The organism is Erwinia sp. LJJL01, assembly GCF_047300805.2.
Taxonomy (GTDB): domain Bacteria; phylum Pseudomonadota; class Gammaproteobacteria; order Enterobacterales; family Enterobacteriaceae; genus Erwinia; species Erwinia aphidicola.
Genome location: NZ_CP178576.1, coordinates 567891 through 587237 on the forward strand (window position 1 = coordinate 567891; position 19347 = coordinate 587237).

Below are 19347 nucleotides of genomic sequence, written 5' to 3' on the forward strand. Positions count from 1 at the left end.
TATAAAATGATAATTAATGGTTTAATCTGTGACTTATCGCGCAGAACAAATTCCCCGCAGCGCCTAACCTAACAAAAAATAACAAACCTGCACGTTAATTAACTTCCGAAGGTTGAGGATCCCCTCAGCGTTCGGAAGGCGGTTTGCTATTGCCTGAAAAAGGACATCACCCTACCCCAGCTAAAGGATGCTCTATGAACTCATCAGCCACGGTTCAACCGCAGATAACGGCCGCAGACGACAGGGAAGAAACTATCTGGCGCCGCGCCGTCTGGCGCATTCTGCCTATCCTCACCGTAAGCTACATTTTTGCCTATCTCGACCGCATTAATGTGGGCATTGCCAAACTTCAGATGTCCAGCGATCTGGCATTTTCTGAAACGGTCTATGGCCTGGGCGCCGGGATCTTCTTTATCGGTTTCTTCTTTTTTCAGATCCCCAGCAATATGGCGCTGCATCGCTTCGGCGCGCGCCGCCTGCTTGCCGCGCTGCTGATCTCATGGGCGGTGATCGCCCCGCTGACCGCGCTGGTGGCGACACCGTTCCAGTTTTACGCCGTGCGCTTCCTGCTGGGGCTGACCGAATCGGGCTTTTATCCCGGCGTTATCCTTTACCTTTCGCTGTGGTTCCCCTCCTACCGCCGCGGCAAGATGTTTGCGCTGTTTGCCGCCGCCGTGCCGCTATCGGGACTGCTTGGCGGACCGATTTCGGGCTGGATCATGGAGTATTTCCATAATGTGCAGGGCATCGCCGGCTGGAAATGGCTGTTCATTATTCAGGGAACCCCCTCCCTGCTGATTGGCCTGCTGGTGTTCTGGCTGCTGCCGGACCGCATCGACACTGCCCACTGGCTCAATAGCGAGGAGAAAGCGCTCATCGCTGAACGCCTGCGTGAGGATGCGGTACAGGAGCCTGCCGGGGCGCAGGCCAGCCTCGGAGCCGTGCTGCGTAACGGCAAGCTGTGGCTACTGACCTTTATCTACTTCTGCCTGATTGCCGGGTTTTATACCGTTAGCTTCTGGCTGCCGACGCTGGTGCGCAATGCCGGCGTTGAGGATGTGTTTACCGTGGGTCTGTTAACCGCTATCCCTTACGCAGCGGCAATTGTCACGATGATTGTCGCCTCGCGCAGCGCGGATAAGCACCGCGAGCGCCGCTGGCATCTGGCGCTGATAGCGGTGATGAGCGGCGTGGGCATGGTGATCTCCGCGCTCTACAGCGACAACCTGTGGGTGGCGATGTTTGGCCTGACGCTCGGTGCCGCTGGCGGCCTCAGCACGCTGCCGCTGTTCTGGAGCCTGCCAACCGCGTTTCTCGGTGGCACCATGGCCGCCGTCGGTATCGCGCTGATCAACTCGTTTGGCAACCTGGCCGGTTTTGTCGCGCCTTATATGATGGGCATCCTGACCGACCTGACGCACTCCACGCTGACCGGCATGATGATTATTTCCTGCACGCTGTTTGTCGGTGCCGCTGCGATCTTCCTGATCCCCGGCCGCATTGTTAACCGCTAATTTAACGAGGTTGAGTTATGAATATCGTCATTACCGGCGCTGCCGGATTCCTGGGGAAAAAACTGGTTGAAGCCCTGCTGGCTAAAGGCTCGCTGCGTGATGCGCAGGGCAAGTTGCAGGCCATAGAACGTATTACCGCTATTGATATCGTGCCGCTCAACGGCATCGGGGATCCGCGCCTGAAAGTGCTGAGTGGGGATATCAGTAACGCCGCCGAGCTGGAAACGCTGATTGATGAGCGGACCGACAGCGTGTTTCATCTGGCGGCGGTGGTTTCTGGCCAGGCGGAGCAGGATTTCGATCTCGGGATGAAGATCAATGTCGATGCCGCTCGTCAGATCATGGAGCGCCTGCGCGCCCTGCCGCAGTGCGTCAGGCTGGTCACCACCAGTTCAGTGGCGGTATTTGGCGGCCAGCTGCCGGATAAAGTGGCGGATGACCAGGTCTGGATGCCGCAAAGCTCCTACGGCACGCAGAAAGCGATGAACGACCTGCTGCTGTCGGACTATAGCCGCAAAGGATTTCTTGATGGCCGCAGCCTGCGCATGCCGACCATTGTGGTGCGCCCGGGAAAACCCAATGCGGCCGCCTCCAGCTTTGCCAGCGGGATTATTCGTGAGCCGCTCAATGGCGAGGCCGCCAACTGCCCGGTCAGCCTGGATACCCGGCTGTGGCTGATGTCCCCGGCAAGGGCCGTCGCCGCATTGATCCTCGGGCACGAACTGGAGCGCGCGCAGCTCGACCAGGGCCGGGTCATTAACCTGTGCGGCCTGTCGGTGACGGTTGAAGAGATGCTCGGCTCGCTGCGCCGTACCAGCGGTGATGAGGTGCTGGCGCGTATCAGCTACCAGCCAGACCAGGCGATTATCAATATCGTGAACTCCTGGCCCGGTGATTTCCATGCCGACTATGCCCGTCGCCTCGGCTTCCAGGCCAATGCCTCATTCGATGAGATGGTCAGGGAGTATCAGGCAGAGAGCGGTGGCGCTTAAGCTCTTTACTGAGGTTAAAGAGGTCAGTGCGGCGCCTGCATGTTGGCGGAAGCCCCGGCAAATTTCACCTCAGGTCTGCGGATCTTCTTTCTGCAGATTGTTATCGCCGAGGCCGCCGATAAACGGCAGGCGCAGCTGGAACGGCGAGATGCCCACACCGAGGTTGAGGCCGAGCACGTTGATTTCAACGCCCTCTTCAGCGCCGACGGTGAGCCCGGCGACGCCGAGCAGGGAGAGCTGCACGCCGCGCCCGGACGGCGGCAAACCGATCGGGTTGCGCAGCGAGCGGTAGTCTTTACCGATGGCGTTCGCGGGCATATTCAGCTTCAGCTCGGGGACTTCGCGGCCAATGTGCGCGAGGAAAGTGTTGCTGTTTGGGCCGGGCCAGGCATGGTAAGTCTGCGGCCACGGGTAGGAGGCTATCGCCGCTTCGATTTTCGGGATCATCGCTGCGGCCAGCGGACCGCGGCGCTCCAGCAGCACGCGCGGGCGAGCGCCGAACCAGTAGCCGTCGGGGATATTGCGGTTAAACCGCACTTTGTCGCCGCTCCCCCAGCCAATCACCTCAACGCGCTGATAATGCGTTTCCCCTTCGCGCTTGTAGATAATCCACGGATGCACCGCCACCACGCCTCTCCAGCCATAGGTTGGGGCCACGTAAACCTGAATAATGGCGCTGGCGGCATTACGCAGCGGGTCCGGGGCCTGGCCGGAAGAGTCGCGCCGCGCCGTTGCCCAGCTCTCATTGCCTGCGCTCTCCTGGCGGTTAGCCTGCGCGAGGCTGACGCCGAGCGACAGCAGCAGAATGCAGGCAAAGACCAGGCTCAGGGCTTTTAGTGAGATCATCATGGGGGTTCCTGTACTTCGCGGGCGGGTTTGATTGCCATTATGTCGGGATATGGCGGGGCTGTGGAGAAATTTTTGTCCGCTAACGGTAATAAAAAAGCCGGTAACATTGCCATGTTACCGGCTTTCATCTGCGAACGTGCTGCAGTCGAGCGTTATGCGCTCAGCAGCGGCTCTGCCGTCTTCTCAACCAGTGCCAGCAGCAGCTTGATGTCCTGCAGCGTCACGGTTGGGTTCAGCAACGTCATTTTCAGGCAGGTCACGCCATCCGACTCGGTCACCCCGACGTTGGCACGGCCGGAATCCAGCAGTGCATCACCAATTCTCTGATTCAGCAGCGCGATATCGGCATCGCTGCTTTGTGCCAGTGACGCTGGACGATAGCGGAACAGAACGCTGGCCAGCTGCGGCTGCATCACCAATTCCAGCGCAGGCTGCTCGCTAACATACTGCGCCACTTCCTGCGCCAGCGTAACGCCGTGATCGATAATCTCGGCATACTGCTTTTGCCCTAATGCCTCCAGGCCCATCCACAGCTTCAGCGCATCGAAACGACGCGTGGTTTGCAGTGATTTGGACACCAGGTTAGGCACGCCCTGCGCTTCGTCAAACTCAGAGTTCAGGTAAGCCGCCTGATAGCGCATCAGCTCATAGTGGCGCGCGTCCTTCAGCAGGAAGGCACCGCAGCTGATGGTCTGGAAGAACTGCTTGTGGAAGTCGAGAGTGATGGAGTCCACCAGCTCAATGCCGTCCAGATAGTCGCGGTACTTCTCAGACATCAGCAGCGCACCGCCCCAGGCCGCATCAACGTGCACCCAGATCTGGTGTTCTGCCGCCAGCGCGGCAATCTCACGCAGCGGGTCGATAGCGCCCGCATCGGTGGTGCCCGCCGTTGCCACGATAGCCAGAATCTGCTCGCCGTTAGCCTGCGCCTGCGCCACTTTGGCGCGTAAATCGTCGATGTCCATCCGCGCAAAGCGGTCGGTTTTCACCAGCGTGACCGAGCGGTAGCCCAGCCCCATCAGTGCCATATTCTTCTGCACCGAGAAGTGGGCGTTTTCAGAGCAAAACACTTTAATTTTACTCAGATCGCCCGGCAGACCATCCTGCTGTACCGAGTGACCGATACGCGCAAAGAAGGCATCGCGTGCCAGCATCAGGCCCATCAGATTGCTCTGGGTTCCACCGCTGGTGAACACGCCCGCATCGCCAGGCTGATAGCCCACTTGGGAACGTAGCCACTCAATCAGCTTCACCTCAATAATGGTGGCTGACGGGCTTTGATCCCAGGAGTCCATGCTCTGGTTAGTGGCATTGATCAACACTTCAGCAGCCTGGCTGATCACCAGGCTCGGGCAGTGCAGGTGCGCCACGCACTGTGGGTGATGCACCGACAGGCTGTCCTTTAGGAAGTACTCAACCGCACGCTCAATCGCGGCCTGGTTGCCCAGGCCCTGAGGAGTAAAGTCCAGCTGAATGCGTTCGCGCAGCTCAGCAACAGATTTCCCCTGATACATCTCAGGCTGCTGCAGCCACTGCACCACAGCCTTGCTGGTCTGTTCAATCACCTGCTGGTACGCTTCGGTACTTTGCGCAGAAGCGGCCAGAATTGGATTTAACCGGGACATCAACTTACTCCAATCAACACTGTTTTACGCCAGAGGACAGCAGGGCGTTTTCAAATTTATCCAGGAAGACGCTCAACTCTTCTTTGCTGATCAGCAGCGAAGGCAGCAGGCGCAGCACGCAACCGTTACGGCCGCCGCGCTCCAGGATCAGACCGTGCTCAAAGCAATTCTTCTGGACCAGTGCAGACAGCTCGCCGTCCGCAGGGTGGCAGCCCATCTGATCCGGTGCTTCGTCAGGTTTAACCAGCTCAATACCGATCATCAAACCGAGACCGCGCACGTTGCCGATGACCGGGTAGCGTTTCTGCAGCTCAGCCAGCTGGCCTTTCAGCCACTCGCCCTGCTCTGCCACTTTGGCCGCAACGTTGTTGTCCTTCAGGATCTTCAGCGTGGTCAGGCCGGTTGCCATCGCCAGCTGGTTACCGCGGAAGGTGCCGGTGTGATGGCCAGGAGACCAGGCATCGAACTCTTTCTTAATGCCCAGCACGGCCAGCGGCAGACCGCCACCGACAGCTTTGGACATCACGATGATGTCTGGCTCAATGCCGGCGTGCTCGAAGGCGAAGAATTTACCGGTACGGGCAAAGCCAGCCTGCACTTCATCCAGAATCAGCAGGATGCCGTGCTCTTTGGTCACTTTGCGGATGCGCTGCAGCCACTCAGCCGGAGCCGGGTTGACGCCGCCTTCACCCTGAACGGCTTCGAGGATCACCGCCGCAGGTTTGCGCACGCCGCTCTCAACGTCGTTGATCAGGTTTTCGAAGTAGTAAGTCAGCGCTTTAACGCCAGCATCACCGCCAATACCCAGCGGGCAGCGGTAAAGATGCGGGTAAGGCATAAACTGCACTTCTGGCATCATGCCATCAACCGCTTCTTTCGGAGACAGGTTGCCGGTTACGGAGAGCGCACCGTGGGTCATACCATGGTAGCCACCGGAGAAGCTGATCACGCCAGCACGGCCGGTCACTTTTTTCGCCAGTTTCAGCGCAGCTTCAACGGCATCGGCACCGGACGGGCCGGTAAACTGCAGGCAGTACTCTTTACCCTGGCCTGGCAGCAGTGACAGCAGGTACTCTGAGAACTGATCTTTCAACGGGGTTGTCAGGTCAAGCGTATGTAACGGCAAGCCGCTGGTAATGACATTCTGGATACTTTGCAACACATCAGGGTGGTTATGTCCAAGTGCCAGCGTTCCCGCACCGGCCAGGCAATCAAGATATTGATTATTCTCAACATCCGTGATCCAAACGCCCTGGGCTTTCGCAATTGCAAACGGCAATTTGCGTGGATAACTCCTAACATTCGATTCAAATTCAGCCTGACGAGCCAAATAGGTTTCATTGTTTGCGTTTAATGTAGTCGCACCTGAATTATCAATACGGACTTTATCCGTCATCATATCTCTCCTACAACCAGGGTCTCGTTGGTACCGCGGTTGAATAAATGTAATAAGAAAAAGACTATGTAAAAAGCGCGGCCACAATATAGCTTTTTGCCCCACATCTCAATGATTTATTTTGTTTAGATTTGTAGGGTTTTTATCATGCTAATCAATAACTTGCTTCATGCCTAACCGATCGTGCTGTCTTCAACACCTAAGAAAGTGATTAATAATGCAGCAAAGTGGGGGTGCGCGAGAGGGTAAGTGGCTCAGAGGAAAGGAGAAAAAGCCTGCGGCGAGGATTAGTTATAACAATTAAATAACATCTGAATTTTGTAAGGAAAAGCAAATTGGCTGCGGACTACGTCAGGACGTGACCAACAGGCCAGATGAAAGGTGAGCATCGTTAATTAAACCATGCCGAAATCTGCTGAGGATTAAGCGCAGGATTTCGGCACAGAGTGAGTCGGGGTTATTTCAGGCCCTGAGCATTAAGCATTTTCACCGTGGCATCCACGTCTATCTCATCTTCCGAGAAGATGAGCGTCGTTCCCTGGAAAGTGGTGATCGCCAGTTTTTTCAGCGAGCGCATCTCGCCAGGTTCCGCGGCGGCTTTCGGCCTGATGCTGTTCATCAACAGGCCCACGGACAGCACCGCATTTTCTTTATCAATACGGGTGTCGGCAGGCACTTCTTCGCTGTAAACCAGCCAGGACTTGATTGAGGTGAGCTTGAGGCGCTCGCCAGCGATAAAGATGTGGTTACTTTCCGGCGCAACTTTCACCGCGAACGCCGACAAGCCCTTGGTGTTGGTGGTCGGCTCGAAGGTGACGGCCGCATCTTTCTTGATCAGATCGGGATTGACGACCTTGATCACATGAAAATAACGGTTATCGCCGTTTTCATCTTTGATAAAGCCAAAGCCTTTATCTTTAAACCAGGTTGTGATCGTTCCGTTCATCGCCATTACCGCCTACCTAATCGTTTATCTACTCAATTTTTGCAGCGCGCAGTGTAAAGCACAACGCCCGCGCAGACCACGCCTTTGCTGTTAGTCTGGACGAAAAATTCCCCGTGCGCGAGGCTACTCGTTACCCCACTGATTGAGGAAGTTGGCGATATCGTCAATGCGCTGCGGGTCGATGTTGGCTTCAACCGCCATCTCTTTCTGCCCTTCCTCGCTGATCTCTTCATTATTCATCAGGCGGGTCAGCAGCAGCTGGAAGTAAAGCGCCAGCGAATCACGCTCTGCTTCACTCACCGGCTTAGCGCATTCGGTCGCATACTCATCGGCGATATCATAATATTTCAGCGGGACATCATTATGCATAACAGACTCCTGGGGTAAATTTACGCCCGACAATGGCCGGGTCGTCTGGCCGCGATTTTACCTTAACCAGCCAGGCTTGTCCTGCTGACGCGTTGGGATTCGCAACCCGGCTGAAAATTCTTTATCATCCGCTGCCACTTCTTCTGCAGGCAATTTAATGTCTACGATTATCGATACTTTTGTTGCCCCGCCCTGTCATGAAGAGATCGCCATCCTCTGGCAGGACGATCATCTGCTGCTGATCAATAAGCCCGGCGGGCTGCTCAGCCTGTCGGGGAAGAATCCGCAGAATCTCGATTCGGTCCATTACCGGCTGGTGCAGACCTTTCCGGGCTGTACTCTGATCCACCGCCTGGATTTCGGCACTTCCGGGCTGATGGTGATTGCGCGCAATAAAGCGATCAATGCCGCACTCTGCCAGCAGTTCAGCCAGCGCAGCGTGACCAAGGTATACAGCGCGCTGCTGTGCGGACATCTGGAAAACGATGAAGGGATCATTGACGCGCCGATCGCCAAAGATCCGGCGCTGTTTCCGCTGATGTCGATTTGCGCCACCAGCGGCAAGCCTGCCCGCTCGCGCTATCGGGTGGTTGAGCGCACGGTGCACTTACTGGCAGAGGGGGCAAGAGTGCCGGTAACGCGGGTGCAGCTGATGCCGGAAACCGGGCGCACCCACCAGCTGCGTATTCACTGCCAGCAGCTGGGGCACCCTATTCTGGGCTGCGACCTGTATGGCGGCCTGTCACAGCCCGGCATTCAAAGCACGCCACGGCTGATGCTGCACGCCAGCGAGCTGCACTTTGTTCATCCCGTGAGTGGAGAACGGATCGCAGCGCGCAGTGACAGTCCGTTTTAGCCACGCTGCGTCATTACCACATCAGATCGTCGGGCACTTTGAAGTCCGCATACGGATCTTCTTCGTCCTGCTCTTCCTGGCTCAGCGCACTGTTCAATACGATACTGTTGGCATCGCGCTGGGCGATTTTATCGGCCACGCTGGCGGGGATGATGGCATACTGGCTCTCACCGCTGGTGTCGTTGACCAGACGAGCAATCGCCAGACGGCCGTTAATCAGCTGCGCCTGAGTGGCCTTGTCTACCGCGATTTTTTTAATCAGATTGTTATCGGTGAAGTTAAAATCAATATCGCCTCTTGAGACGGTGACTTTATTCATTTCAATCAGCTGCTTCACCTGCGCTTTGTACTCTTTCGATAGCGCCGCCTGCTTTTGCTGTTCGCTGAGCTGCTTGTCGCGCTCAATCTGCGCTTTTTTATTCTCTTCTACTGCCTCTCTGGCTTCACGCGCCTGAACGCGGGACTTTTTCGCCGTTCTCTCTACCTTGGCCAGTTTCTTACTGGATACCAAACCCGCTTTCAGCATCTGCTCTTGTAGCGTGAGTTTTGTCATTTCCGCTCTCGAATCCATTAAATAATAGCGGAGGATTATACCCGCAATTGCCCAGGCTGTACCAGGCAGTCGCCGATCATCCCCGGCTTTCTGACAGATTACGTGGCAAACCCGGCAGCCACGTTATCCCTGGCGCAAGGTTTTTAGCCTCTCAAGCGGTATGAACCCTGTCACAAAACGCGCATCAGGTTTTTTGCCCGAAACCGACACGCTAACCCAGAGGCGCTTTGTTAATGGCCCGTTAACGCTTAATGCAGCCAGTTGTTAACAGACATTGATGCGTCAAACGCATCAGTCTATGAGTTTATTGCGCTTATTTACTTTATTTCGCTGATTCAGTCTGCAGAAACAGGCGCGCTACAAGCGTCAATGACAAACTGGAGATAAAGATGCTTTCCTCTACCGCACCCATGACCCATCGGGCGAGATTTAGCGCGATCCTGCGCGTTACCTCTGGCAACTTTCTTGAGCAATTTGATTTCTTCCTGTTCGGATTTTATGCCACCTACATCGCCCATACTTTTTTCCCCGCCAGCAGTGAATTTGCCTCGCTGATGATGACCTTCGCGGTGTTTGGCGCTGGCTTCCTGATGCGCCCCATCGGGGCAGTGGTGCTGGGCGCCTATATTGATAAAGTCGGCAGACGTAAAGGGCTGATCGTCACCCTGTCGATCATGGCGGCCGGCACCTTCCTGATCGTGCTTATTCCGTCTTATCAGACCATCGGAATTTGGGCGCCGTTGCTGGTGCTGTGCGGTCGTTTATTGCAGGGGTTCTCGGCCGGCGCCGAGCTAGGTGGCGTCTCCGTGTACCTCGCCGAGATTGCCTCACCGGGGCGTAAAGGCTTTTACACCAGCTGGCAATCCGGCAGCCAGCAGGTCGCCATTATGGTGGCAGCCGCGATGGGCTTCGCGCTGAATGCCCTGATGGAGGAGAGCGCTATTCGCGACTGGGGCTGGCGCCTGCCCTTCCTGTTCGGCTGCCTGATTGTGCCGTTCATCTTTTTCCTGCGTCGCAAACTGGAAGAGACCGAAGAGTTTAGCGCCCGTCGTCGTCACCTGGCGATGCGCGAGGTGTTTACAACCCTGCTGACAAACTGGCAGGTGGTGATAGCCGGCATGCTGATGGTCGCCATGACCACCACGACGTTTTATTTGATCACCGTATATGCCCCGACCTTCGGCAAAAAAGTGCTGATGCTCAGCGCCTCTGACAGCCTGCTGGTTACCCTGCTGGTCGCGGTATCTAACTTTCTCTGGCTGCCGATCGGTGGCGCCCTCTCCGACCGCTTTGGCCGTAAGCCGGTGCTGATCGCCATGGCGCTGCTGGCGCTGGTAACAGCCTACCCTGCACTCAGCCTGCTGGCTGAAGAGCCCAGTTTCTCCATGATGCTGACGGTGCTGCTGTGGCTCTCATTTATTTATGGCCTTTACAACGGCGCGATGATCCCGGCATTAACGGAGATTATGCCAGCGGAGGTTCGGGTCGCCGGTTTCTCGCTGGCCTACAGCCTGGCGACGGCCATATTTGGTGGATTTACCCCGGTTATCTCTACCGCACTGATTGAGTACACCGGCGACAAGGCATCACCAGGCTACTGGATGGGCTTTGCTGCACTGTGCGCCTTGTTAGCGACGCTGTATCTGTATCGTCGCAGCACCTTATCACTGCAACCCACCGCCTGAATCAGGGAGTTCGTTATGCACAAAATAGTTCGTTCACTGTTCGCCATACTGCTGCTTTGCTGCGCCAGCTCCGCCGCGCTGGCCAAAGAAGTGACCGTGATGATTTCCGGCGGCTTCAAGGCCGCTCTGGAAAAACTCGCCCCGCAATTTGAAGCCAGCAGCGGTGATAAAATCACGCTGGTATCCGGCCCCTCAATGGGTAAGACGCCGCAGGCGATCCCCTCGCGGCTGGCACGCGGAGAGAAGGCCGATGCGGTGATCATGGTCGGCGACGCGCTGGAAAATCTGGATAAAGAGCGCAGGATCCGCCCGCATTCACGCGTGGAGCTGGCCGACTCGCCGATTGGTATGGTGGTGAAACAGGGCGATGCGCAACCCGAGATTAAAACTGATGCGCAACTGCGTCACACCCTGCTAACCGCCCGTTCTGTTGCTTACTCTGACAGTGCCAGCGGACGCTATGTCAGCAGCCAGCTGTTTAAAAAGCTGGGCATTGAGAAGGAGATGAAGGAGAAAGCCCATCAGGTTGAACGCATTCCGGTGGCCTCAGAGGTGGCAAAAGGCCACTATGCGCTCGGTTTCCAGCAGGTGAGTGAACTCCTCCCGGTCGCGGGTATCACCTTTGTTGGCGAACTGCCTGACAATGTCCAGTACATCACGCGCTTTGCCGGGGCGGTCACCGCCAATGCGCAACATCCTCAGGAAGGTCAGGCGCTGCTGGAATTTCTCTCCTCCGCCGCGGCGCAAAAGGTCATTCACGCCAGCGGGATGCGATCCGTCAAGAGTGAGCAACGCTTGAGGGCGAGTGATACTGTTCAGTAATCAGGTTTTCCAGCTCGGTGGCTAACCAGGACTGCATGCGCCCGTTTCGCCTGATCAGGCCAACGGTGCGCTTCACCACCGGATCGGTGAGCGCCAGATGAGTCAGCACTGAATGCCCGGAGCGCGGCATCGACATGGCGGGAACGGCGGCAATGCCGATCCCCGCCTCCACCATGCCCAGCATGGTGGTGACATGGCGGGTTTCACAGATGCTGGGGCGCTCAGGCGTGATGTGCTCCAGCTTCTGATCCAGCAGATTGCGGTTGCCGGAGGTCTTATCCAGACCGACATAATCCTGCTGATAAAACTCGCGCCAGGTCAGACTTTTGCTGCCTGCAAGCGGGTGATCGCGCCGGCAGGCAGCCACGTAAACATCTGCAACCAGCGGCAAAAATTCGAGGTCGGGTTGCAGGCTGGTGGCAAAGCAGATACCAAAATCAGCCTGACCGCGGGTCACGGCTTCGATGACATTCCCTGCACTGCTATCGATAAGCTTGACGCGCACGCGGGGAAAGCGGGCCTGGAAACGGCGGATCACGTCCGGCATAAAGTAATAGGCCGCGGAAGGCACCGTGGCCACGGTCACGACCCCCCTGCGTTCCTCACTGACTTTATTGATATCCGCTAATACTGACTCCACGTTGATCAGCAGCTGCTCTGAACGCTCCGCAAAGGTCTGTCCGTAAAGGGTCAGGGTGACGCGGCGGGTGGTTCTGTCGAACAGTTTAATGCCCAAAGCGGATTCAAGCTTCTCTATCCGGCGGCTCAATGCAGATTGGGAGAGGCAGATGGACTCCGCGGCAAGGCGAAAATTTCCATATTCAATCAGCGCGCGGAAGGCATAGAGATCGTTAAGATCAAAATTAACGGGCATAGCGGCAGGCAATCCTTTCAGAGTCAGCAAGGCGTAGAGCAGAAATCATAGCCAGTTATGGCGCAACGGCAACCTTTATCCTTGCTCGGTGCCGGGTGATACAGGGATAGCTGAAAGGCGATAAATATAGGGCATAAAAAAGCCCGCAGGTACGCGGGCTTAGCGGTGATTCATGGCTTAATCATGCCGGGAGGTTAAATCATCCCACTTCATTCTCAATAGGCACATATAAACCCTTGGAAGCGCAGTTTTTAAACCAACTGCTATTCCGTGACCATAAGAAATGCCATACGAGAAACTCTCTTGAGGGTGATATCGCTAGGAAACACCTACCCAGGGCAACACCGGTATAAAGCTGCCGCATCAACATCAGAATCCGGAGAACATCAGCCCATAATCGAATCGGGCGACCGATTAGGATATCGTCCCATCCAAGCTGTGGGAGGCCAGATAGCGGATGGGTTGAGCGGATACGGCTTGAACCTTAACGGCGCAGCGCAAATGCTGCAGCGTCATCTGCGCCATCAACCTCGGCGTCAAGCAGGCGCTCGTAGACCGTCATCGCACGAGTTTTGATCTCTGTTGGTGAGCGCTGAAGTGCAATCACAAGCCCTATAAATTCGCCGTCGTATAACCCTCCAACGGTTCTATCTGGCGATGCACGTGCAAGCTCAGTTACAGCCTCAGCGATTTCAAGCACCAGCATTTCAAAGCCAGGATAAAGCAACAGGTGCTGAAGCGAGCGTACAAACAGCAGCCCCATCGATTCTCTGAGCATATCAATATTTACTGCAATAGAAGCTAGTAGGGCTCGCGTCATCTCATCAGGAGGTAATCGCTCGCCACGATCTACAGCTGTAGATAGAGCATGAGCCTCGAACCCACTGACAATGCTTGAGACAGAAATTAGGTAGGCATGCGAACGTCTTCGAATATCGAGATCAAGTTCGCCCCACCCCGCTGCAGCTGCAAATAACACTCCAGACCTTGCAGAAATATCATTCCCGACCATCACCGCTTCGACTATCTCGCCCATCCCACAAGAAGTGGCGCTATCGACAATCACGCATGCAGCAGAGAACTCACCACCAATCTGCCTAAGCTTACGATCGCTGTGACTGAGCCAGAAGTTGACAATCTCCTGCTTTAGGCTCGTATGCATGCGATCGCGTAGGCGCCACAACGGCTGAACTACAGCTGCATCTTCAAACGCCTCAGGAAATCTCCGCCAGATCGCCTCAATCAGTTCTCCCACTCTTGCCGCGTCCGCCCACCAAAGTTCATGCGACCTGAACATGAGGATCGCCCCCCAAACCTCGGGATCTTCAGGATGAGTAACGTGTAGTTCCAACTCCGCGAGCCAACCATCACAATCCACGCCGTCACGATGGAGATATCCCGCTGCGATCGCTGACAGCAGCGTGAAATTGCGCTGAGGGATAAAATGCATCCCCCCACCCCGGCCGAATAGTATGGCCTCAGGGCGTTGATCTGGTTTCTCATTCCGCTCACGATTAGATTTGTTTAACTCGGCATGACTTACTGTTTCTGCGGCCAGCACCTTGGGGTCGCGCTGCAGCCAGCCTTTGAGCAACTCGATGTCACGATCCTCAAGACCTTTCAGGTGTTGAGCGAGTACCTCCATGGCGCTGGCAACATCGTGGCGAAAGCTGGTCGACGAAAAGCCACGGGATTGGGCATCCCAAATTAAAGTTTTTTGTGTATGAGCGTCAACTACCTCAACCGCCGACAACTCCCTGATAGCAGCGCCAGCTACCTGCTCGTGCAGACCCGGTTGTAAACGCGGAATGATACGAAGAACACGATCTGGAAACGACTTCGCAAATGCAGCAAAAGCCCGAGACAACTCATTAACACCACCCTTCAGCCAGTGTTTCGGGTGCTCATGGCGGCCAGTATGGTCGTTTACTGCATCTAACATTTTGATAATCGCATCGTCACTGGCTTTCGCCATCTGATCGTGGCTCATGGGTGATCCAACGTACTGCGCCATCCTCCGACCGCCACGCTTTGCTTGTAGCGTGGGCTGTTCGACCTGCCACTCCTCAACTTGCCTACGACGACGGGGCGTCAGCACTTGCACAGGTAGTTCGGCAAGTAAACGCAACCTACGCTCATCAGACCAACGGAGCAATCGCCTTCTCTGGGCAGGATCTCGCTCTTCCAGTAATTCTTGCCCCCAAGGCTCCCAAGCTTCGATGTAATCGCGCACCCGCTCAATATCAGCTAGAGAGATGTTGGAAGTGATCTGGGCAATCAGTGTGCTTGACGACCAACCGCAGATCACGTAGCCGACATTATTTTCATCGTCGAACGAGTCGTTACCTAGATGAAGACGCCGTTGATCGGCCAGGAGAAACGCGAGCGCATCCTCAGCAAATACAGCCGAGTTCGCCGCCAGGGTATCGGCCACTAGCGACTGGACCTCGTCAATTTCTACAGCAACAACAGTAGCAAGCAATTTGCGCACACCTTTCGGGTCAGAAACTGCTGACTCTTCGAGCACACTCCGCAGCAGCTGCGTCAAATGCCCCTCGCCAGTGTCATATTTCCAATCGTATGGAACTGATATTGATTGCGGATACCCATGCCCGGGCCGTCCACCACCAACCTCTCGCGATGCCACCCCGACAAACCAAGGCAGAAGCCTTTCGGCACAATAGAGCGGTGCGGCTGCCGCAATCTTTTCAACACCATAAACCCTGATGCCATTGTGCCGATCCGCAGGCTGCAATTCAGCCCAAGATGAGATTAGATCCAAAGCAACCTGGGTATTACCGTTCTCATGCAAAGTCTTGGCATAATGGGATATCGCCCAATATGCCAACCTCGTTCGATTAAATATTGTACGGACATGGGCGATTGCACGATCAATCGCAATACCAGAACGCTCAAAGAGACTAAACACGTCTACGTCATGTGAAGCATCCGACCAATAGCGGTCAACCAGATCCATAACTTGGCTCGAATCCTCAGCAACTTCTCGAACGAGCAGCATGGTCGCATTCCAGCGATGCTTTTCGTCCTGTAGAAGAAAAGGAAGAAGCGGCAGCATCCCTGACCTCCAGCACGGCCATCTTATCGCTACCTGTCTGAATGCCCGATTCGATAGTGCATGATCGTTACGCGCCATCCAATCGACCCAAGCAATATCACTTGCGCTCGGATCATCAGTACTCGCCAAGTAATCGACCACAAGATGTCGCAAATGTCTGCGTGTCTTGGGGTTTGGTAGCAACAAGCGAATTGACATCTCATAGGAAGCCATATCAACCCTTCGCATGTGCTCAAGGCCGCGCAAGACAGTTCCTCGCGCAAATAAGCCTTCCTGGCGACTCCATGCGTAATCAGCTAACTCTTGTGCGGTTCGGAGTGTTTTAGCCTGGAAATCATCAAGCCATGACTGATGACTGAATCCAATGCTGACGTCCTCACGGATGACGATGCCAATCGACTCGGCCCAACGCAGCATCTCGCTGTAGTCAGGATCATAGTAAGCGGCCGGCCGCCAAAGGCTCTCATACTGCGTCATGTCGGCTGCCAGCTGCCGCAAGAACGCAAGACACGAAGCACGCGCGGCCCCTACAGGTAGTTTTTTGTCCAGCCATCGTTCAAGTAAATTTGCAGCTGTTAAATCCGTAGGATTTAAGCCAGATTTGACAAGATCGACGTATATACCGAGAGCAAAAGGTGTACGCAGCGCCTCTTTAAGACTGTCCGGCACGACCGCAGAGTCTATACCGAGCTCACCAAGCAGTGTGGATATCCGCTCGAACGAGGGCAAGGTAAGTAGTAACTCATCCGCATCAAGCAACCTAAATCGAGCGTCGAACTTCGCCTCAAATGGTCGCGAAGAAACGATGACATGAATGGGAAGTTTATTGCCATCTTGATTCTCTGCATCCTGCAGCCGAGACGCAAGGCGAAGTAGGACCTGCATGCGCTGTGAACTCTGGTCCATCACTTCACTGACAGCGTCAAGCTGATCAATGATCAGCACAACCGGGGCTTCAACCGCCAGCGAGAGAAGCTCATGTTCGATATCACCTGACATACCCAGATCGCGAGCGAGGTCGGCGAAATTCACAATATTAGGGCTGAGCATGTCGGCCTTTATAGCTAGCACAGTCTTATGGCGGGCTTTGAGGGCACAATACAGCCCAGCTAGAAGTGCTGACTTCCCAGTCCCTGCTCCTCCGACGACCAGCGTGGAGCCTGCAGGATGCCGATTGATCCGCTGGATCAGATCGTCGAACTCCGGTCGCTCTATATGCTGTCCCCAAATCAGTTGAGGCCAGTCGGCCAAACCGCGCGACCCGCGCGTGATGTCTTCCTCAACATCAGCTCTGGTGAATGTTTGTGTGCTCTTTGAGACCAAGCCAACTGCAGCGAACTGAGCCTCAATCATGGCCTCTGCATCCTTCACAGCCAAGACAAGTTCAACCTTGAAAAACCGCTGACGGACAGCAGGGTTACAATCCAGTAACGCGTCGAGATCGACTGGTCTAAGAAGCTCATATTTCAGGTTCTTCAGGGCCGCCTTGATGCCTGGCATGACAGCCTCGATCTTCAGCATCGAGAATGCTTCATACTTTTTAATGACTTCAGTAGCCAGACCTAAAAGCTCTGTTTCATTGGCAGTTAACCAAGTCTGTGGCGCATCGAAAAAATCAGTTGTAGTACTGGCAGGATCCGAAGCAAGGGCAAGAATAAATCGAAAACCAACCGGGTCCGGCATAAGCGCCGGCTCAAGCACGACATGTAGAAGGAACTTGATTACCTCACGGAGCGTGTCCGGCCGGGTGAAACCAGCTTTAACCTTTTTGCACTGAATAAGCCCAACTGGCCGCTCATCCTTCGTGAGCCAAACATCCCGCCCTTGATCAGCTCCTGTGACCATCAAGCGAGTATTGCTGTACCACGGCGAATCAGATGTAAGCCCTTGATAGATGCTGTACAGGAGAAGTTCAAAATCAGCGTCCGTCAACGCAAGATAATTTGCTCTATCTGGTCCCACACGCCCTTCGTCTAATGCCTTGACGTGAGCGTACTCAACGTTAATCTCATCATCTGTGAGGACTTTCATACTGGTCTTCCGTATTTGACGATTTCCAGCAACCGACAAAGAGCTGCTGCCAACCCAATGCGACACTTTCTATAGCGAGGCTGAGCGCCACTGATGCAGGCATAAAAAACCGGCCGAAGCCGGTTCTTTCATTCAGTCATGTAGCACTGTAGGGTCATTCCCACTCGATCGTCGCCGGTGGCTTACCGGAGATATCGTAAACCACGCGCGAAATACCATCGACTTCATTGATGATGCGGTTGGAAACGCGGCCGAGGAAATCGTACGGCAGGTGTGCCCAGTGCGCGGTCATAAAGTCGATAGTCTCGACCGCACGCAGGGAAACCACCCAGTCGTACTTACGGCCATCGCCCATCACGCCGACGGAACGCACCGGCAGGAACACGGTGAACGCCTGGCTCACCTTGTTATACAGGTCAGCTTTATGCAGCTCTTCGATGAAGATAGCATCGGCGCGACGCAGCAGGTCGCAGTACTCTTTCTTCACTTCGCCCAGTACACGCACGCCGAGGCCCGGACCCGGGAACGGGTGACGGAACAGCATCGCGTGCGGCAGGCCGAGTTCCAGACCGATTTTACGCACTTCGTCTTTGAACAGCTCACGCAGCGGCTCAACCAGGCCCATCTTCATCTCTTTCGGCAGGCCACCCACGTTGTGGTGTGATTTGATCACGTGCGCTTTGCCGGTGGCAGACGCGGCGGATTCAATCACGTCCGGGTAGATGGTGCCCTGCGCCAGCCACTTCACGTCTTCCAGCTGCAGCGCCTGCTCGTCGAACACTTCAACGAACACGCGACCGATGATCTTACGTTTGGCTTCCGGCTCGGCTTCGCCCGCCAGCGCGTCGAGGAAGCGTTTTTCACCTTCCACATGGATAATGTTCAGACCGAAGTGGTCGCCAAACATCTCCATCACCTGCTCGGCTTCGTTCAGGCGCAGCAGGCCGTTATCGACAAATACGCAGGTCAGACGGTCGCCAATCGCGCGGTGCAGCAGCATCGCGGTCACGGAGGAGTCAACGCCGCCGGACAGGCCGAGGATCACTTTGTCGTTACCCACCTGCTCGCGCAGGCGTTCAACGGCATCTTCGATGATTTTAGCTGGGGTCCACAGCGCTTCACACTGGCAGATATCGCGCACGAAGCGCTCCAGCAGGCGCAGGCCCTGACGGGTGTGGGTCACTTCCGGGTGGAACTGCACGCCGTAGAAACGCTTCTCTTCGTTGGCCATAATGGCAAACGGGCAGCTATCGGTGCTGGCAACGGTGACGAAGTCAGACGGGATCGCCGTCACTTTGTCGCCGTGGCTCATCCACACGTCCAGCAGCGGCTTACCGCCAGCGCTGATGGCGTCTTCAATGTCGCGTGTCAGCGCGCTCTGGGTTCTTACTTCCACCTGCGCGTAACCAAATTCGCGCTCGCTGGAACCTTCCACTTTACCGCCCAGCTGCTGCGCCATGGTCTGCATGCCGTAGCACACCCCCAGCACCGGCACACCGGCGTTAAACACGTAGTCTGGCGCACGCGGGCTGCCATGCTCGGTGGTACTTTCCGGGCCGCCGGAGAGGATGATGCCGTTCGGGTTGAACCCGCGGATCTGCTCTTCGGTGACGTCCCACGCCCACAGTTCACAGTACACGCCCAGTTCACGCACGCGGCGCGCAACCAGCTGAGTATACTGTGAACCGAAATCGAGGATCAGTATGCGATGCTTATGAATATTTTCCGTCGTCATTGGGCTATTCCAGGGCGATGTAGT

14 protein-coding genes are annotated in these 19347 nt (G+C 55.6%); 5 read left to right on the plus strand and 9 right to left on the minus strand.

What is annotated here, in order from left to right:
* Window positions 1-194: 194 nt before the first annotated feature.
* Window positions 195-1514: an MFS transporter gene (locus tag ACLI4M_RS03380; RefSeq protein WP_099754924.1), complete on the plus strand. Its 1320-nt coding sequence runs from the start codon at window positions 195-197 to the stop codon at window positions 1512-1514.
* A 17-nt stretch (window positions 1515-1531) separates the two neighbouring features.
* On the plus strand, window positions 1532-2506 hold the full coding sequence (gene denD, locus ACLI4M_RS03385; protein WP_133623080.1) for a D-erythronate dehydrogenase: 975 nt from the start codon (window positions 1532-1534) through the stop codon (window positions 2504-2506).
* Window positions 2507-2575: 69 nt separating this feature from the next.
* Here the strand turns inward: denD and ACLI4M_RS03390 are convergent, their stop codons facing one another.
* The 5 genes from ACLI4M_RS03390 to ACLI4M_RS03410 all read right to left on the minus strand — a co-directional run bounded on the left by ACLI4M_RS03390 (window position 2576) and on the right by ACLI4M_RS03410 (window position 7691).
* Window positions 2576-3352: a DUF3750 domain-containing protein gene (locus ACLI4M_RS03390; protein ID WP_133625029.1), complete on the minus strand. Its 777-nt coding sequence runs from the start codon at window positions 3350-3352 to the stop codon at window positions 2576-2578.
* Window positions 3353-3507: 155 nt separating this feature from the next.
* The gene (locus tag ACLI4M_RS03395) at window positions 3508-4980 is read right to left on the minus strand and encodes a pyridoxal-dependent decarboxylase (protein ID WP_133623079.1); all 1473 of its coding nucleotides are present in this window, start codon (window positions 4978-4980) and stop codon (window positions 3508-3510) included.
* A 13-nt stretch (window positions 4981-4993) separates the two neighbouring features.
* Window positions 4994-6376, minus strand: coding sequence for a diaminobutyrate--2-oxoglutarate transaminase (locus ACLI4M_RS03400; RefSeq protein ID WP_133625028.1), 1383 nt, complete (start codon window positions 6374-6376; stop codon window positions 4994-4996).
* A gap of 457 nt (window positions 6377-6833) precedes the next feature.
* Window positions 6834-7328, minus strand: coding sequence for a cold-shock protein (locus ACLI4M_RS03405; RefSeq protein ID WP_133623078.1), 495 nt, complete (start codon window positions 7326-7328; stop codon window positions 6834-6836).
* A 117-nt stretch (window positions 7329-7445) separates the two neighbouring features.
* The gene (locus ACLI4M_RS03410) at window positions 7446-7691 is read right to left on the minus strand and encodes a YmjA family protein (RefSeq protein WP_048915193.1); all 246 of its coding nucleotides are present in this window, start codon (window positions 7689-7691) and stop codon (window positions 7446-7448) included.
* A 157-nt stretch (window positions 7692-7848) separates the two neighbouring features.
* On the opposite strand from ACLI4M_RS03410, the gene ACLI4M_RS03415 reads away from it, so the two are divergent.
* Window positions 7849-8547: an RluA family pseudouridine synthase gene (locus ACLI4M_RS03415; RefSeq protein ID WP_133623077.1), complete on the plus strand. Its 699-nt coding sequence runs from the start codon at window positions 7849-7851 to the stop codon at window positions 8545-8547.
* A gap of 13 nt (window positions 8548-8560) precedes the next feature.
* Here the strand turns inward: ACLI4M_RS03415 and ACLI4M_RS03420 are convergent, their stop codons facing one another.
* Window positions 8561-9100, minus strand: coding sequence for a DUF2058 domain-containing protein (locus tag ACLI4M_RS03420; protein ID WP_133623076.1), 540 nt, complete (start codon window positions 9098-9100; stop codon window positions 8561-8563).
* A 389-nt stretch (window positions 9101-9489) separates the two neighbouring features.
* Between ACLI4M_RS03420 and ACLI4M_RS03425 the strand changes: the two genes are divergently transcribed.
* A complete protein-coding gene (locus ACLI4M_RS03425) occupies window positions 9490-10785 on the plus strand; it encodes an MFS transporter (RefSeq protein ID WP_133623075.1) in 1296 nt (431 codons plus the stop codon).
* Between the two features lie 15 nt (window positions 10786-10800).
* Window positions 10801-11607 carry a substrate-binding domain-containing protein gene (locus ACLI4M_RS03430; RefSeq protein ID WP_133623074.1) on the plus strand — a complete coding sequence of 269 codons (807 nt, stop codon included), beginning with the start codon at window positions 10801-10803 and terminating at the stop codon, window positions 11605-11607.
* Here the strand turns inward: ACLI4M_RS03430 and ACLI4M_RS03435 are convergent.
* The 3 genes from ACLI4M_RS03435 to guaA all read right to left on the minus strand — a co-directional run bounded on the left by ACLI4M_RS03435 (window position 11564) and on the right by guaA (window position 19323).
* Window positions 11564-12481 (minus strand): LysR family transcriptional regulator, encoded by a 918-nt coding sequence (locus tag ACLI4M_RS03435; RefSeq protein ID WP_133623073.1) that lies wholly within the window; start codon window positions 12479-12481, stop codon window positions 11564-11566. The two genes, ACLI4M_RS03430 and ACLI4M_RS03435, sit on opposite strands and share 44 nt — an antisense overlap.
* 484 nt (window positions 12482-12965) lie before the next feature.
* Window positions 12966-17588: an nSTAND1 domain-containing NTPase gene (locus tag ACLI4M_RS03440; protein WP_166643162.1), complete on the minus strand. Its 4623-nt coding sequence runs from the start codon at window positions 17586-17588 to the stop codon at window positions 12966-12968.
* A 154-nt stretch (window positions 17589-17742) separates the two neighbouring features.
* Window positions 17743-19323 (minus strand): glutamine-hydrolyzing GMP synthase, encoded by a 1581-nt coding sequence (gene guaA, locus ACLI4M_RS03445; RefSeq protein ID WP_048915187.1) that lies wholly within the window; start codon window positions 19321-19323, stop codon window positions 17743-17745.
* Window positions 19324-19347: the final 24 nt, after the last annotated feature.

What these genes read in the sequence shown, in the direction of transcription:
- ACLI4M_RS03405 (WP_133623078.1), bottom strand. Translation starts at nt 7,328, where the DNA reads ATGGCGATGAACGGAACGATCACAACCTGGTTTAAAGATAAAGGCTTT.
- ACLI4M_RS03395 (WP_133623079.1), bottom strand. Translation starts at nt 4,980, where the DNA reads ATGTCCCGGTTAAATCCAATTCTGGCCGCTTCTGCGCAAAGTACCGAA.
- ACLI4M_RS03440 (WP_166643162.1), bottom strand. Translation starts at nt 17,588, where the DNA reads ATGAAAGTCCTCACAGATGATGAGATTAACGTTGAGTACGCTCACGTC.
- ACLI4M_RS03415 (WP_133623077.1), top strand. Translation starts at nt 7,849, where the DNA reads ATGTCTACGATTATCGATACTTTTGTTGCCCCGCCCTGTCATGAAGAG.
- ACLI4M_RS03400 (WP_133625028.1), bottom strand. Translation starts at nt 6,376, where the DNA reads ATGACGGATAAAGTCCGTATTGATAATTCAGGTGCGACTACATTAAAC.
- denD (WP_133623080.1), top strand. Translation starts at nt 1,532, where the DNA reads ATGAATATCGTCATTACCGGCGCTGCCGGATTCCTGGGGAAAAAACTG.
- ACLI4M_RS03430 (WP_133623074.1), top strand. Translation starts at nt 10,801, where the DNA reads ATGCACAAAATAGTTCGTTCACTGTTCGCCATACTGCTGCTTTGCTGC.
- ACLI4M_RS03410 (WP_048915193.1), bottom strand. Translation starts at nt 7,691, where the DNA reads ATGCATAATGATGTCCCGCTGAAATATTATGATATCGCCGATGAGTAT.
- ACLI4M_RS03390 (WP_133625029.1), bottom strand. Translation starts at nt 3,352, where the DNA reads ATGATCTCACTAAAAGCCCTGAGCCTGGTCTTTGCCTGCATTCTGCTG.
- ACLI4M_RS03380 (WP_099754924.1), top strand. Translation starts at nt 195, where the DNA reads ATGAACTCATCAGCCACGGTTCAACCGCAGATAACGGCCGCAGACGAC.
- ACLI4M_RS03425 (WP_133623075.1), top strand. Translation starts at nt 9,490, where the DNA reads ATGCTTTCCTCTACCGCACCCATGACCCATCGGGCGAGATTTAGCGCG.
- ACLI4M_RS03420 (WP_133623076.1), bottom strand. Translation starts at nt 9,100, where the DNA reads ATGACAAAACTCACGCTACAAGAGCAGATGCTGAAAGCGGGTTTGGTA.
- ACLI4M_RS03435 (WP_133623073.1), bottom strand. Translation starts at nt 12,481, where the DNA reads ATGCCCGTTAATTTTGATCTTAACGATCTCTATGCCTTCCGCGCGCTG.
- guaA (WP_048915187.1), bottom strand. Translation starts at nt 19,323, where the DNA reads ATGACGACGGAAAATATTCATAAGCATCGCATACTGATCCTCGATTTC.